Below are 15,257 nucleotides of genomic sequence, written 5' to 3' on the forward strand. Positions count from 1 at the left end.
ACGACGTCACGCGCGCGTGGTGCCCATGTGGCGCTGTCACGTTCGATCGGTGCCGGTACTGTTCGGCGAATGAGCTCGCTTAATCTCGACGACTTCACCGATCTGATCGAGCGCCCCGACGGCGGGGTGCGCCGCGACGCCGAGGAGCGCCGGGAGCGTCAGATCGTGCCTCCCGGGTCGCTGGGCCGCCTCGACGACCTGGGTGAGTGGTTGTCAGCGGCACAGTCCGCGGTGCCGGTACGGCCGATCGAACGACCGCGGGTCATTCTGTTCGCCGGTGACCACGGGGTCGCCGAACTCGGCGTCTCGGCGCGGCCCGCGGGCACCGCGGACGCCCTGGTGCGGGAGGTCCTGGAGGGCGGCCGTCCGGTGTCGGTGCTGGCCCGGCGCCTCGGCGTGCCGGTGCGTGTCGTCGACATGGCGCTGGACTGCGATCCCGAGACCCTGCCCGACGAGGTCGTACGGCACCGGGTGCGGCGCGGCAGCGGGCGGATCGACCGCGAGGACGCGCTGACGGCCGAGGAGGCGGAGGCGGCGTTCCGTGCAGGCGTCGCGGTGGCCGACGAGGAGGCCGACTCCGGTACGGATCTGGTGGTGCTCGGCGATGTGAGCGTCGGCGGGACGACATCGGCCGGCGTGCTGATCGCCGCGCTGTGCGGGACCGATGCGTCCGTCGTCACCGGGCGGGGCGGGCTCGCGATCGACGACCTGGCGTGGATGCGCAAGTGCGCGGCGATCCGGGACGCGCTCAGGCGGGCCCGGCCGGTGCTGGGCGACCAACTGCAACTGCTGGCGGCCGTGGGCGGGGCCGATCTCACCGCGATGACGGGTTTCCTGCTGCAGAGCGCGGTGCGCAAGACGCCGGTGATCCTGGACGGGGTCGTGGCGGCCGCCTGTGCGCTGGTGGCGCAGCGGGTCGCGTTCCGGGCCCCGGACTGGTGGCTGGCCGCGCACGACAGCGGGGAGCCGGGCCAGGCGAAGGCACTGGACCGGATGGCGCTGGAGCCGCTGCTCTCGCACGGGGTGACCGTGGGCGAGGGCGCGGGGGCGCTGCTGGCGCTGCCGCTGGTGCAGGCCGCGGCGGCGCTGGCGGCGGAGCTGCCGGAGAAGCCGCAGGTGGCCGAGGTGGCTGAGGTGTCCGAGGAATCCGGGAAGAAGGATGAGGAGACCGAGGCGGAGGAGATCGAGTAGGCCGGAGAACCGGCCGAAAGTCGACCGGCCTCAGACCAAAGATGGTGAGGTTCAACGTGGCATCGCCCATATGATCCTCAGCCATGGGAGATGCCCGAAATGCCTCGCGGCGTGCCGCCGCCTTCGCCGTCTGGTACTTGCGGGCCGTCGCGTTCGTCAATTTCCTCAGTGCCGTCTGGGTCTCTCTGGGGCAGGACGTGCGACGGCACAACCAGGAGAACTTCTTCACCCCGTACCTGCTGACGGCGGGCTTCGCCTCCGGGGTGTTCACGGCGTTCCTCGCCGTCACCATGCGGCGCCGCAAGCGCGCCGCATGGATCCTCAATCTCGCCCTGGCGGGCCCGTTCCTCGCGCTGTTCTCCTTCGCCATGGCGTTCCCGGAGATCCGGCAGTACGTGCAGAACTGGATCTCGCTGGCCCTCACCGCGGCCTTCGTCGTCGCCCTGCTGGTCGGGCGGCGGGAGTTCTACGCCAAGGGCGACCGCTCGAACCCGAAGCTCGCCGCCGCCGTCGCGGTGGGCGGCACACTGGTCGCCTCGCTGCTGGCGGCGCTGCTGGTGACGGTCACCAACGAGGCGGCGGACGCGTCCCGTTCGACGTTCCCCGAGCGGTGGCGCTACGGCACCTTCCGCCTCGTCTCCATCGCCGTCGACGAGTCCCACTTCCCCGGCGTCGACGCGCCGAACTGGATCAACGTCGCCATCAACGTACTCAGCACGATCCTCGTCCTCGCCGTCTTCTACGCCGCCTTCCGGTCCCGGCGCGCCGTCGACCCGCTCACCGAGGACGACGAGAAGCGGCTGCGGGAGCTGCTGGCGCGGCAGGGCGAGCGGGACTCGCTCGGGTACTTCTCGCTGCGCCGGGAGAAGAGCGTCGTGTGGTCGCCGACCGGCAAGGCGGCGGTCGCGTACCGGGTCGTCGGGGGTGTCTCGCTGGCGTCCGGTGATCCCATCGGCGACCCGGAGGCCTGGCCCGGCGCGATCGAGCCGTGGCTGGCCGAGGCGCGGGCGCACGGGTGGATCCCTGCCGTGATGGGGGCGAGCGAGGAGGCCGGGACCGTGTACGCGCGCCATGGTCTGGACGCGCTGGAGCTCGGCGACGAGGCCCTGGTGGAGGTCGCCGAGTTCACCCTGGAGGGGCGTGCCATGCGGACGGTGCGGCAGGCCTACAACCGGGTGAAGCGGGCCGGGTACACCGTGCGCGTCCGGCGGCACGAGGACATCCCCGACGACGAGATGACGTACCTGCTGAAGCGGGCGGACGACTGGCGCGACGGGGCCACCGAGCGTGGGTTCAGCATGGCGCTGGGGCGGCTCGGGGATCCGGACGACGGGCAGTGCGTGATGCTCGAATGCACGGACGGCGAGGGCGAGTTGAGGGCACTGCTGTCCTTCGTGCCCTGGGGGCCGCACGGGCTCTCCCTCGACCTGATGCGACGTGACCGCGACTCCGACAACGGGCTGATGGAGTTCATGGTGCTCGATCTCCTGCGCCGCGCCCAGGAGATCCAGGTCAGGCAGGTCTCGCTCAACTTCGCCATGTTCCGTTCCGTCTTCGAACGTGGGGCGCGGCTCGGTGCCGGGCCGGTGCTGCGGCTGTGGCGCTCGCTGCTCAGTTTCTTCTCACGCTGGTGGCAGATCGAGTCGCTGTACCGCGCCAACGCCAAGTACCGGCCCATCTGGGAGCCGCGGTTCCTGCTCTTCGAGAAGAGCGCGGACCTGCCGCGCATCGGTATCGCGTCGGCTCGCGCGGAAGGATTTCTGGAGGCGCCGGGGCTGCCGAAGTGGCTGCACCGCAAGCACCTCGAAACGCACAGATGAGGACCGCCGGATGAACAGGCTCGCCCGCTGGGCCCGCGCCGAATGGGGACTCCTGTACCGCACGGTGCGTGACCCGCTGGTCGAGCGGCGACGGCGGGCGATCCCGATGACGCTCGGGGCGGTGGCACTGACGACGGTCGTGCAGATCGTGCAGAACCAGTCGTGGGGCTATCGGTTCGTGCAGGACATCGGGGCCGTGCGCGCCGAGGACCCGCTGTGGCTGGCGTTGGTCCGCACTCCCCTCTCACTGTTCGTCCCGGCGCTGGACCTCCCGGTCTGGGGCGCACTCGCGCAGATCCTCTTCGTCTTCGGCATCGCGGAGATCTGCATCGGCCGGTGGCGCACGCTCGTCATCGCCTACGCCGCCACCCTCGCCGGAACCCTGTACGCCCGCCTGGGCATCCGGCTCGGTTTCGACAGTCCGCTGGGCCTGCCCGCCTCGGACGCCCGGGTCGTGGACACCGGCCCGTCGGCGGCCGTGGTGGGCCTCGCCGTCTTCCTCGGCTGGCGCTACGGCGCCCGTGTCACGGCCGGTGCGGTGATCGCGGCGATGGCGATCGAGGTGCTGCTGAAGGGAAACCTCGCCGGCAAGGAACACCTGGCGGCGATCGCGACGGTGGTACTCCTGTGCGCCATCTCAGCCCTGCGCCACCGCCACCGCCGCCACCACCGCCGCGGCCCGGGGTCCCGGCGCTCGGGAGGTCTCACCGGCCCAGGGCGCGGCTCGGTTCGGGGTCGGGCTTTCCGCCGATGAGGTCCTGGAACCTGCGGCGCGGGCCGGCCCAACGGCGGTCGTGGTGGTAGGCGCGCAGGGTGGACTTGGCCCGGGCGCGTGGGCGGCGGCGGTAGAAGCGCCTGGCCCAGGGTGAGCCGGGACGGGCGAGGCGTACGGCGCCGATCAGACCGATGAGCGGGATGATCACGCTGAAGATCGCCATCCTGGCCTTGCCCTTGCTCAGGACGGCCAGCGCGAACAGGAAGTTGATCACCACCGTCGAGATCACGCCGCCCCGGTTCTGCAGCTCCCCCTGGCTCATGTCGTTGACGCCGAACGGCGAGAAGCCCGCGAGCATCAGCCCGACCAGGGCCGCCGTCAGCACGACGACCTCGACGCTCTTGCGGCCCTCCTCGCTCCAGTACACGTCGTCGAGGTGCAGGATCAGCGCGAACTCGTCGAGGACCAGACCCGCCCCCATGCCGAAGACCACCGCGAAGGCGGCCGCACCGAACCCGTGCCGGTTGCTGGCGACCGCCCCGAAGCCGCCGAGGATGGTGAGCACGACGCCGGGCACGACATGGTGGATGTGCAGCCCGCCCGCCTTGACGTTGCCGAACGGGCCCTTGCCCGCCCGGATGAGACGGACGATCATCCGGGTGATCAGGAATGTCAGCACGAACGCGGTGAGGGCGAGCAGCAACGGCAGCTTGCCGGGCTCGATGACGTTCCGCTGCAGCCAATGTCCCATATGCGCACTGTATCCACGGCCGCCGCGGCTCTCCTGACAACCGCCGGGTAACCTGCGCCGGTGCTCAAGACCCCCTGGCCGGACGGCCTCCGTTTCGCCTTCGGCACCCTCACCGTGCTGCCCGTCCCGGTGACCCGCTGGGACCGGGACGCCGCACGCGGCGGCATGCTCTGCGCCCCGCTGTCCGGACTGGTCGTGGGCGGCTGCGCGGCCCTGGTCGGCGTACTGCTGCTGGCGCTGGGCGCGGGCCCGCTGCTCGCCGCCGTCGCGACCGCCGCCGTACCCGCCGCGCTCACCCGTGGTCTGCACCTCGACGGGCTCGCGGACACCGCGGACGGGCTCGGCAGCGGCAAGCCCGCCGAGGACGCGCTGCGGATCATGAAGCAGTCGGACATCGGGCCGTTCGGGGTGATCACGCTCGTCCTGGTGCTGCTGGCGCAGGTGGCCGCGCTGGCTCAGGCGTACGGCGACTCGTGGGGGCGGGGCGCGCTCGCCGCCGTCGTCTCGGCGACCGCCGCCCGGCTGGCGCTCACCCTGGCCGCGCGGGCGGGCGTGCCGGCCGCCCGGCCCGAGGGGCTGGGGGCGGCGGTCGCGGGCGTGGTGCCGGTACGAGCGGCGGTGGTCGCGGCGGTCGTGGTGACCGGGGCGGCCGCCGCCGGGGGTGCGCTGCTCGGGACGTACGACATGGTCCGTACGGCGGCGGCGGTCCTCGTCCCCCTCGCCGCCGCCGAACTCCTGCTCCGCCACTGCACACGCCGCTTCGGCGGGGTCACCGGCGATGTGTTCGGGGGGCTGGCGGAGACCGCGGCGACGGTTTCGCTCCTGGTGGTGTCGCTGGGGCAGTAGTCTTTTCGGCCGTACGGACAAGGGATCTTGATCGGGGGGCGTTCGTGCCGAAACTTCGTCGTGCCATGGCCTGGTCCATCGACTTCGCACTGGTGCTCGCACTGGCCGCCGGGCTGGCCGTGCTGACCTTCCACCGCATCTCCGCGCTCGTCACCGACGTGCCCGAACTCGCCACCCGCGGCGGCTTCGACCTGGTGACCTCGCGCGGCGACGTCATCGGCGCCTCGGAGGACCTCGGCATTTCGCTGTGGGGCAAGGTGGTGCTCCAGGTCGAGGAGGCCTTGGGGGCGCTGATCGTGGCGACGTTCCTGTACCAGTGGGGCTGCCTCTCCCTCGCCGGACGGACCGTCGGCAAGGGACTGCTCGGGCTCAAGGTCACACCGAGCGCTCCTCGCCGGGCCGCGGTGCGTGCCGCCGTCACCACCGCAGCGGACATCGCCGTCTACGCCGTCGCCTGCATCCTGCTGGTCGAGCGCCACTTCGTGCTGTCGGTCCTCGTATGGGCACTGGCCGTCGCGATCTTCTTCCTCAACGCGCTGCCGGTCTTCTCGCCCACCCGCCGCTCCCTCGCCGACCGCGTGGCCGGCACGGCGGTGACCGGCCTCGGGATCAGCGGGCCCGGCACCACACCCCCGGTTCGCCCTTCCTAGTTCTTGAGGCCGCACCGCTCGCGTATCCGAAGTCGGCCGGAACCGAGTGAACGGGCGCACGCGCGTAGGCTCAGCCGGAGTGTTCGCCGCACCGGGGAAGGCCCCGCTGAGACCGCGCCCTCAGGTCGGATCTAGGGTCGGCTGTCGGGCCCGGTCGACCCACACAGATCGACCACAGGAACTTCACATCGGAAGCGAGAATTCACCACCGTGACTGCTCTCACTCTCAGCACCGCCGCGGCGCCCGGTCTTCGGGCCGATGCGATCGTGATCGGTGTGGCCAAGGGCACCGGCTCCACATCCGGGGACCTGGTCGTGGCGCCCGGCGCCGAGGCCGTGGACAAGGCCTACGACGGCAAGCTCGCCGTCGTCCTGGAGACCCTCGGTGCCTCCGGCGCCGAGGGCGAGGTGACCAAGTTGCCCGCGCCCTCCGGCTTCAAGGCCCCTGTCGTCGTGGCGGTGGGCCTGGGCTCGCAGCCCGACAAGGACGCGAACGGGGCGGCCTTCGACGCCGAGGTCCTGCGCAAGGCAGCGGGCGCAGCCGCCCGCACCCTCGTCGGCGCCAAGAAGGCCGCCTTCGCCCTGCCGGTCGGGGACGCCTCCGACATCGGCGCGATCGGCGAGGGTGTGCTGCTCGGCGCGTACTCCTTCGACGCCTACAAGGACAACGGCAAGAACGACAAGTCCAAGAACGGCAAGGCCCCGCTCGCCGAGGCCACCCTCCTGGGCGGCAAGCCCCGCGACAAGGAGCACAAGGCGGCCGTCGAGCGCGCCACCGCCGTCGCCGAGGAGCTCAACCGCGCCCGCGACCTGATCAACACCCCGCCGAACGACCTCGACCCGGAGGCGTTCGCCGCCGTCGCGCAGGCCGCGGCCAAGGAGCACGGCATCAAGGTGCAGGTGCTCGACGAGAAGGCACTGGAGAAGGGCGGCTACGGCGGCATCCTCGGCGTCGGCGCCGGCTCCGCCGCCGGCCCGCGGCTGGTGAAGCTGTCGTACACCTCCTCCAAGGCGAAGAAGCACCTCGCGCTCGTCGGCAAGGGCATCACCTACGACTCGGGCGGCATCTCGCTGAAGCCGCCGGGCCACAACGAGACGATGAAGTGCGACATGAGCGGTGCGGCCGCCGTGTTCGCCGCCGTCGTCGCCGCCGCGCGCCTGGGCCTTGCGGTCAACGTCACCGGCTGGCTGGCGCTCGCCGAGAACATGCCGTCGGGCTCCGCGACCCGGCCCGGTGACGTGCTGCGCATGTACAGCGGAAAGACGGTCGAGGTCCTCAACACGGACGCCGAGGGCCGGCTGGTGCTCGCGGACGCGCTGTGGGCCGCGTCCCAGGAGAAGCCGGACGCCATCGTCGACGTCGCGACGCTCACCGGCGCGATGGTGCTGGCGCTGGGCAGCCGGACGTTCGGGATCATGGCGAACGACGACGCGTTCCGCTCCGCGGTGCACGAGGCCGCCGCGGAGGTCGGCGAGCCGGCCTGGCCGATGCCGCTGCCTGAGCACCTGCGCAAGGGGATGGACTCCCCCACCGCCGACATCGCGAACATGGGTGAGCGGATGGGCGGCGGCCTGGTCGCCGGTCTGTTCCTGCGCGAGTTCGTGGGCGAGGGCATCACCTGGGCGCACCTGGACATCGCGGGCCCGGCCTTCAACGAGGGCGGCCCCTTCGGGTACACCCCCAAGGGCGGTACGGGTACGGCGGTACGGACGCTGGTGCGCCTGGCGGAGCTGACCGCGGCGGGCGACCTGGGCTGACGTGACGTCGGGTGAGGGGGCTCCGCGCGCGGGTAGGGCGGAGCCCCCTCTTCCCTGCGCGCTCAACCGAACGTGCCCCACGCGCTCAACCGAACGTGCCCCACGCGCTCAACCGAACGTGGGACGTCTCACACACCGGCCCGGCGTCTCGTTCGCCCCCGACAAGTGCGAAGATGGGGCTCGGCAGGACAGGGCCCCCACCACAGGGCCGAAGAAAGAGCGGCCGGACACCAGCCGCCGACCGGTCACTGCTGACCGGCGTGGCGCACATGCATGGAGGACGTGACGTGGCGAACGACGCCAGCACCGTTTTCGACCTAGTGATCCTCGGCGGTGGTAGTGGCGGTTACGCCGCGGCGCTGCGCGGGGCCCAGCTGGGCCTGGACGTCGCCCTGATCGAGAAGGACAAGGTCGGCGGTACCTGCCTGCACCGGGGGTGCATCCCCACCAAGGCCCTGCTGCACGCGGGCGAGATCGCCGACCAGGCCCGCGAGAGCGAGCAGTTCGGTGTGAAGGCCACCTTCGAGGGCATCGACGTGGCCGCGGTCCACAAGTACAAGGACGGCGTGATCTCCGGCCTGTACAAGGGCCTGCAGGGGCTCGTCGCCTCCCGCAAGGTGACGTACATCGAGGGTGAGGGCCGCCTGTCGTCCCCGACCTCCGTCGACGTGAACGGCCGGCGCGTCCAGGGCCGCCACGTCCTGCTGGCGACCGGCTCCGTGCCGAAGTCGCTGCCGGGCCTGGAGATCGACGGCAACCGCATCATCTCCTCGGACCACGCGCTCGTCCTGGACCGCGTCCCGAAGTCGGCGATCGTCCTCGGCGGCGGTGTCATCGGAGTCGAGTTCGCCTCCGCCTGGAAGTCCTTCGGCACGGACGTCACGGTCATCGAGGGCCTCAAGCACCTCGTCCCGGTCGAGGACGAGAACTCCTCCAAGCTTCTTGAGCGCGCCTTCCGCAAGCGCGGCATCAAGTTCAACCTGGGCACCTTCTTCTCGAAGGCCGAGTACACCGCCGACGGCGTCAAGGTGATCCTGGCCGACGGCAAGGAGTTCGAGGCCGAGTACCTGCTGGTCGCGGTGGGCCGCGGGCCCGTCTCCGCCGGTCTGGGCTACGAGGAGCAGGGCGTCGCCATCGACCGCGGCTACGTCCTGGTCGACGAGTACATGCGCACCAACGTGCCCACCATCTCCGCCGTCGGCGACCTCGTCCCGACCCTCCAGCTCGCGCACGTCGGCTTCGCCGAGGGCATCCTGGTGGCGGAGCGTCTGGCCGGCCTGAAGACCGTCCCGATCGACTACGACGGCGTGCCCCGGGTGACGTACTGCCACCCCGAGGTCGCCTCCGTGGGCATCACCGAGGCCAAGGCCAAGGAGATCTACGGTGCGGACAAGGTCGTCGCTCTGAAGTACAGCCTCGCGGGCAACGGCAAGAGCAAGATTCTGAACACCTCGGGCGAGATCAAGCTCGTCCAGGTCAAGGACGGTGCCGTGGTCGGCGTCCACATGGTCGGCGACCGCATGGGCGAGCAGGTCGGCGAAGCCCAGCTGATCTACAACTGGGAGGCGCTGCCCGCCGAGGTCGCGCAGCTCATCCACGCCCACCCGACGCAGAACGAGGCGATGGGCGAGGCTCACCTGGCTCTGGCCGGCAAGCCCCTCCACGCGCACGACTGACCCTCGGTCGAAGAACGCGACGACACAGACTTCCGCACTAAGGAGCAACCGAAACCATGGCGGTTTCCGTAACCCTTCCGGCGCTCGGCGAGAGCGTCACCGAGGGCACTGTCACTCGCTGGCTGAAGGCCGAGGGCGAGCGCGTCGAGGCCGACGAGCCGCTGCTCGAGGTCTCGACCGACAAGGTCGACACCGAGATCCCCTCGCCCGCCGCCGGTGTCCTGGCGTCCATCAAGGTCGCCGAGGACGAGACCGTTGAGGTCGGCGCCGAGCTGGCCGTCATCGACGACGGCACGGGCGCGCCCGCTGCCGCCCCGGCCCCTGCTGCCGAGCCCGAGCCCGCCGCGGCTCCCGAGCCCGCCCCGCAGGCCGCTGCCCCGTCCACCGAGCAGGCGGCTCCGGCCCCCGCTCCCACCGCCGAGGCCGCCACCGGCGCCGGCTCCGCCGAGGGCACGGACGTCGTCCTGCCCGCGCTCGGCGAGTCCGTCACCGAGGGCACCGTCACCCGCTGGCTGAAGGAGGTCGGCGAGGAGGTCGCGGAGGACGAGCCCCTGCTCGAGGTCTCCACGGACAAGGTCGACACCGAGATCCCGGCGCCCGTCGCCGGTGTCCTGCTGGAGATCGTGGTCGGCGAGGACGAGACCGCCGAGGTCGGCGCCAAGCTCGCCGTCATCGGCGCGCCCGGTGCCGCTCCGGCGGCTGCCCCGGCCCCCGCCGCCCCGGCCCCGGCGCCCGCCGCCGCTGCCCCGGCGGCTCCGGCGCCCGCCCCGGCCGCTCCGGCCGCCCCGGCTCCGCAGGCCCCGACGGCTCCGGCCCCGCAGCAGGTCACGACCCCGGCTCCCGAGCCGGTCCCGTCCGCCCCGGCTCCGGCGCCCGCCCCCGTCACCCCGGCTCCGGCTCCGGCCGCGACCGCCGGTGACGACGGCGCCTACGTCACCCCGCTGGTGCGCAAGCTCGCCGCCGAGAACGGCGTCGACCTGGCCGGCGTCAAGGGCACCGGCGTCGGCGGCCGTATCCGCAAGCAGGACGTCATCGCCGCCGCCGAGGCAGCGAAGGCCGCCGCCGCTGCTCCGGCCCCCGCTGCCGCCGCCGCGCCGGCCGCCAAGAAGGCGCCGACGCTGGAGGCCTCCCCCCTCCGTGGCCAGACCGTCAAGATGCCGCGCATCCGCAAGGTCATCGGCGACAACATGGTCAAGGCGCTGCACGAGCAGGCGCAGCTGTCGTCGGTCGTCGAGGTCGACGTCACCCGCCTGATGAAGCTCCGTGGCAGGGCGAAGGACTCCTTCGCGGCCCGCGAGGGCGTCAAGCTCTCCCCGATGCCGTTCTTCGTGAAGGCGGCGGCCCAGGCGCTGAAGGCCCACCCGGTCATCAACGCCAGGATCAACGAGGCCGAGGGCACGATCACCTACTTCGACACCGAGAGCGTCGGTATCGCGGTGGACTCCGAGAAGGGCCTGATGACCCCGGTCATCAAGCACGCGGGCGACCTCAACATCGCCGGTATCGCGAAGGCCACGGCGGAGCTGGCGGGCAAGGTCCGCGCCAACAAGATCACGCCCGACGAGCTGTCCGGCGCGACCTTCACCATCTCCAACACCGGTTCGCGCGGTGCGCTCTTCGACACGATCATCGTGCCGCCGGGCCAGGTCGCGATCCTCGGCATCGGTGCCACGGTCAAGCGCCCGGCGGTCATCGAGACCGAGGAGGGCACGGTCATCGGCGTCCGCGACATGACCTACCTGACCCTCTCCTACGACCACCGTCTGGTGGACGGCGCCGACGCGGCCCGCTACCTGACCGCGGTCAAGGCGATCCTGGAGGCGGGCGAGTTCGAGGTCGAGCTCGGCCTGTAACCCTCAGGGCCTGCTGTACGACGACGCCCCCGCCCGGAGTTCTCCGGGCGGGGGCGTCGTGTTCGCCGCTACGGTCGCAATGTCCCGTCGGACCAGCCGAACAGCGTCGCCACCCACACGTTCGGGATGTCCAGGCGGCCCTCTGAGGAGCGTGTAAGTCTCGTCTCACCTGCACGAGAGCGCCCCCGTGCGCCTCTCCCGAAGGCGCCCGCGGCCTTATTGTCTAAACGGCAAACGCCCGAGGGGCCGATGGGCGGCCCCTCCCTAAGGAGCCCTCATGACCGCGCCCGTCGTCCACTCGCTGCGCGAGCAGATCCGCGAGCACATCGTGGAGGGGATCGTCAGCGGGCGCTGGAAGCCGGGCGAGCGGATCGTGGAGCGGCGGATCGCGACCGAGCTGGAGGTCAGCCAGACACCGGTGCGGGAGGCGCTGCGCGAGCTGGAGTCCCTGCGGCTGATCGAGTCGGCGCCGAACAAGGGCGTGCGGGTACGGAACCTGACGGCGGCCGACCTGGAGGAGAGCTACCCGGTCCGGGCCGGCCTGGAGGCGATCGCGGCGGAGCTGGCGGCGGAGAGGCTCGCACAGGACTGCTCGGCCCTGGAACCACACGTCGCCGCCCTCTACGAGGCCGACCGCAACGCAGACGGCACGGGCCAGGTGCGGCACACGGTCGCCTTCCACCGCGAACTGGTCCGCGCGGCGGGCAACTCGGTCCTGTTGCACACCTGGGAGGGCCTGGGCATCGAGGTGTTCACGGCGCTGTCGATCCGCTGGCTGGGGACGGTGCAGCAGTCGTACGCGGAGGAGCACGAGGAGCTGGTGGCGGCGTTCCGTCGCCGGGATCCGCGGATCCCGGAGATGGTGAAGGCACACGTGCTCGGGTGCGCGCCGCGAGCGTGAACCTTGAGCGAGGCAGCGCTCAAACGCGCCTCCGACCTGCGAAAACCCTTGAAAATCACGGCACCCGGTGCCTGCCCCAAAGGCACGCCGTGCCTACTTTCTCGTGATCAAGAGATTTTGCCCGGGAACCTTTGATCGATCATCGATCAGGGAGTTACAGTCGCGGACGGGCCACGCGGCGGAAGCCGCACGGTGTTACAGCACCACAGCGCCTCACGCCCTGTCCTGCCAAAGACAAAGGGCACCCCCGAACCCCCTGCCGATGAGGGAACCCCTTCGACTGAGGAAGGCGGCGACATGACCGACCCCCACGCCATCCAGCCGAGCGAGCTCGACCAGCTCCCCGACCGGGACCCCGAGGAGACCGCCGAATGGCAGGCCTCCCTGGACGCGGTCGCCAAGGCGGCGGGCCCGCACCGTGCCGCGTACCTGATGCGCCGCACGCTGGAGCGCGCGGAGGGCAACGGCATCGCGCTGCCCAAGCTGCTCGAGACCGACTACGTCAACACCATCCCGACCGCCACCGAGCCGGGCGTCCCCGGTGACGAGGCGATGGAGTCCCGTATCACCGCGTGGAACCGCTGGAACGCGGCCGCGATGGTCACCCGTGGCGCCAAACACGGCGTCGGCGGTCACATCGCCACCTTCGCCTCCGCGGCCTGGCTGTACGAGACCGGCTTCAACCACTTCTTCAAGGGCAAGGAGGCCGACGGCTCGGGCGACCAGCTCTACATCCAGGGCCACGCCTCCCCCGGCATCTACGCCCGCGCCTTCCTCGACGGCCGGCTGACCGAGCAGCAGCTCGACAACTTCCGCCAGGAGGCGGGCGGCAACGGCCTCCCTTCGTACCCGCACCCGCGGCGCCTGCCCTGGCTCTGGGAGTTCCCGACGGTGAGCATGGGCCTCGGCCCCCTCTCCGCCATCTACCAGGCCCGCTTCAACCGGTATCTGACCGCGCGCGGCATCAAGGACGTCTCGGACTCGCACGTCTGGGCCTTCCTCGGCGACGGCGAGATGGACGAGCCGGAGTCCACGGCGGCGCTCGCCCTGGCCTCCCGCGAGGGCCTGGACAACCTGACCTTCGTCATCAACTGCAATCTGCAGCGCCTCGACGGCCCGGTCCGCGCGAACTTCAAGATCGTGCAGGAGCTGGAGGCGCAGTTCCGCGGCGCCGGCTGGAACGTCGTCAAGACGCTGTGGGGTACGGCCTGGGACGAGCTGTTCCGGCTGGACACCACCGGCGCGCTCGTACGCCGCCTGCGCGAGGTACCCGACGCCCAGGTGCAGACGTACCAGACGCGCGACGCGGCCTACATCCGCGCGGACTTCTTCGGCAAGGACCCGGCGCTCGTCGAGATGGCGAAGCTGCTGAGCGACGACAAGATCCTTGAGTGCTTCCACCTCTCCCGCGGCGGCCACGAGTCCCGCAAGGTGTACGCGGCCTACAAGTCGGCCCTGGACCACAAGGGCGGTCCGACCGTCATCCTGGCCCAGACCGTCAAGGGCTTCACCCTCGGCGAGGGCTTCGCGTCGAAGAACGCCAACCACCAGATGAAGAAGCTGACGGTGGACGAGTTCAAGAAGATGCGTGACCTTCTCGAACTCCCGATCTCGGACGCGCAGTTCACCGACGGGCAGGTCCCCTACGGCCACCCGGGCGCCGACTCCCCCGAGGTCCGCTACCTCCAGGAGCGCCGCGCGGCCCTCGGCGGTCCGGCCCCGGCCCGCCGTGTCCACGCGCTCGCCCCGCTGCCCGCCCCGGCGGAGAAGGCCTTCGCCTCCTTCGACAAGGGCTCCGGCACCCAGAACGTGGCGACGACCATGGCCTTCGTCCGCCTGATCAAGGACCTGGTCCGCGACAAGGAGACCGGGAAGCGCTGGGTGCCGATCGTCCCCGACGAGGCGCGCACCTTCGGCATGGAGTCGCTGTTCCCGTCCCTCGGGATCTACTCCCCCAAGGGCCAGACGTACGAGCCGGTCGACCGCGACCAGCTGATGTACTACAAGGAGGCCAAGAACGGCCAGATCCTCAACGAGGGGATCACCGAGGCCGGTTCGATGGCCGACTTCATCGCCGCGTCCACCGCGTACTCCACGCACGGCGAAGCGATGATCCCGTTCTACATCTTCTACTCGATGTTCGGCTGGCAGCGCACGGCCGACCAGATGTGGCAGCTCGGCGACCAGCTGGGCCGCGGTTTCCTCGTCGGGGCCACGGCCGGCCGTACGACGCTGACGGGCGAGGGCCTGCAGCACGCCGACGGTCACTCGCCGGTGATCGCGGCGACCAACCCGGCGGCGCTGTCGTACGACCCTGCGTTCGCGTACGAGGTGGCGGCGATCGTCAAGGACGGTCTGCGCCGTATGTACGGCGAGGCGGCCCCGGGTGAGGACCAGAACGTCTTCTACTACCTGACCGTCTACAACGAGCCGATGCCGCAGCCGGCGAAGCCGTCCGCACCCGGCATCGACGAGGGCATCCTCAAGGGCCTGTACCGCTTCAACACGGCCGAGTCGGCGGGGCTCTCCCCGGTGGCCAACGCGCCGCGCCTCCAGCTGCTCGGCTCCGGCACGGCGATCCACTGGGCCCTCAAGGCGCAGCGGCTGCTCGCCGAGGAGTGGGGCGTGGCCGCGGACGTCTGGTCGGCGACCTCCTGGACGGAGCTGCGCCGCGACGCGCTGGCCGCTGACGCGGCCCTGCTCCAGGGCGAGGAGCGGGTCCCGTACGTCCGCCAGGCGCTGCACGGCGCGGAGGGCCCGGTGCTCGCGGTCTCCGACTACATGCGCCAGGTTCCGGACCAGATCGCGCAGTGGGTGGACCAGGACTACTCGTCGCTCGGCGCCGACGGCTTCGGCCTCTCGGACACCCGCGAGGCGGCCCGCCGCCACTTCGGCGTCGACGCCGAGTCGATCGTCGTGGCGGCCCTGGCCCAGCTCGCCCGGCGGGGCGAGGTCAAGGCGACGGCGGTGAAGGAAGCTCGCGCGAAGTACGGGCTGTAGAGCCCGCGGCGGTGAAGTTGGTGAAGTTGAAGGGGAAGGGGCTCTGCGGCCGGCCGCGGGGCCCCTTCCCCTTCACCGCTTTCCGGCCGGTGTCGG

The 15,257-nt window shown here is 71.3% G+C and carries 11 protein-coding genes; 10 read left to right on the top strand and 1 reads right to left on the bottom strand.

Features of this window, described 5'->3' with window-relative positions:
• Window positions 1-69 precede the first annotated feature (69 nt).
• The 3 genes from cobT (at window position 70) to ACYUED_RS12105 (ending at window position 3,765) form a co-directional block, all read left to right on the top strand.
• Window positions 70-1,191 (top strand): nicotinate-nucleotide--dimethylbenzimidazole phosphoribosyltransferase, encoded by a 1,122-nt coding sequence (cobT, locus tag ACYUED_RS12095; RefSeq protein WP_491292281.1) that lies wholly within the window; start codon window positions 70-72, stop codon window positions 1,189-1,191.
• 83 nt (window positions 1,192-1,274) lie between these two features.
• A complete protein-coding gene (locus tag ACYUED_RS12100; RefSeq protein WP_491292282.1) occupies window positions 1,275-3,011 on the top strand; it encodes a phosphatidylglycerol lysyltransferase domain-containing protein in 1,737 nt (578 codons plus the stop codon).
• Window positions 3,012-3,021: 10 nt separating this feature from the next.
• Window positions 3,022-3,765 carry a hypothetical protein gene (locus ACYUED_RS12105; protein WP_491292283.1) on the top strand — a complete coding sequence of 248 codons (744 nt, stop codon included), beginning with the start codon at window positions 3,022-3,024 and terminating at the stop codon, window positions 3,763-3,765.
• Here ACYUED_RS12105 and ACYUED_RS12110 read toward each other — a convergent pair.
• A complete protein-coding gene (locus tag ACYUED_RS12110; RefSeq protein ID WP_491292284.1) occupies window positions 3,716-4,477 on the bottom strand; it encodes a hypothetical protein in 762 nt (253 codons plus the stop codon). The two genes, ACYUED_RS12105 and ACYUED_RS12110, sit on opposite strands and share 50 nt — an antisense overlap.
• Window positions 4,478-4,537: 60 nt before the next feature.
• Here ACYUED_RS12110 and ACYUED_RS12115 point away from each other — a divergent pair, with 60 nt between their 5' ends.
• From ACYUED_RS12115 to aceE, 7 genes are all read left to right on the top strand, one after another.
• The gene (locus ACYUED_RS12115) at window positions 4,538-5,323 is read left to right on the top strand and encodes an adenosylcobinamide-GDP ribazoletransferase (protein WP_491292285.1); all 786 of its coding nucleotides are present in this window, start codon (window positions 4,538-4,540) and stop codon (window positions 5,321-5,323) included.
• A gap of 65 nt (window positions 5,324-5,388) precedes the next feature.
• Window positions 5,389-5,973: an RDD family protein gene (locus ACYUED_RS12120; protein WP_491292286.1), complete on the top strand. Its 585-nt coding sequence runs from the start codon at window positions 5,389-5,391 to the stop codon at window positions 5,971-5,973.
• A 210-nt stretch (window positions 5,974-6,183) separates the two neighbouring features.
• On the top strand, window positions 6,184-7,731 hold the full coding sequence (locus ACYUED_RS12125) for a leucyl aminopeptidase (protein ID WP_491292287.1): 1,548 nt from the start codon (window positions 6,184-6,186) through the stop codon (window positions 7,729-7,731).
• A gap of 287 nt (window positions 7,732-8,018) precedes the next feature.
• Window positions 8,019-9,407 carry a dihydrolipoyl dehydrogenase gene (lpdA, locus tag ACYUED_RS12130; RefSeq protein WP_491292288.1) on the top strand — a complete coding sequence of 463 codons (1,389 nt, stop codon included), beginning with the start codon at window positions 8,019-8,021 and terminating at the stop codon, window positions 9,405-9,407.
• A 56-nt stretch (window positions 9,408-9,463) separates the two neighbouring features.
• On the top strand, window positions 9,464-11,260 hold the full coding sequence (gene sucB, locus ACYUED_RS12135) for a 2-oxoglutarate dehydrogenase, E2 component, dihydrolipoamide succinyltransferase (RefSeq protein WP_491292289.1): 1,797 nt from the start codon (window positions 9,464-9,466) through the stop codon (window positions 11,258-11,260).
• 277 nt (window positions 11,261-11,537) lie between these two features.
• Window positions 11,538-12,161 (top strand): GntR family transcriptional regulator, encoded by a 624-nt coding sequence (locus tag ACYUED_RS12140; protein WP_491292290.1) that lies wholly within the window; start codon window positions 11,538-11,540, stop codon window positions 12,159-12,161.
• Window positions 12,162-12,458: 297 nt separating this feature from the next.
• Complete coding sequence (gene aceE / locus ACYUED_RS12145; RefSeq protein ID WP_491292291.1) at window positions 12,459-15,161, top strand: pyruvate dehydrogenase (acetyl-transferring), homodimeric type; 2,703 nt, start codon at window positions 12,459-12,461, stop codon at window positions 15,159-15,161.
• Window positions 15,162-15,257 lie beyond the last annotated feature (96 nt).

It is taken from the genome of Streptomyces sp. DF42 (assembly GCF_058267695.1).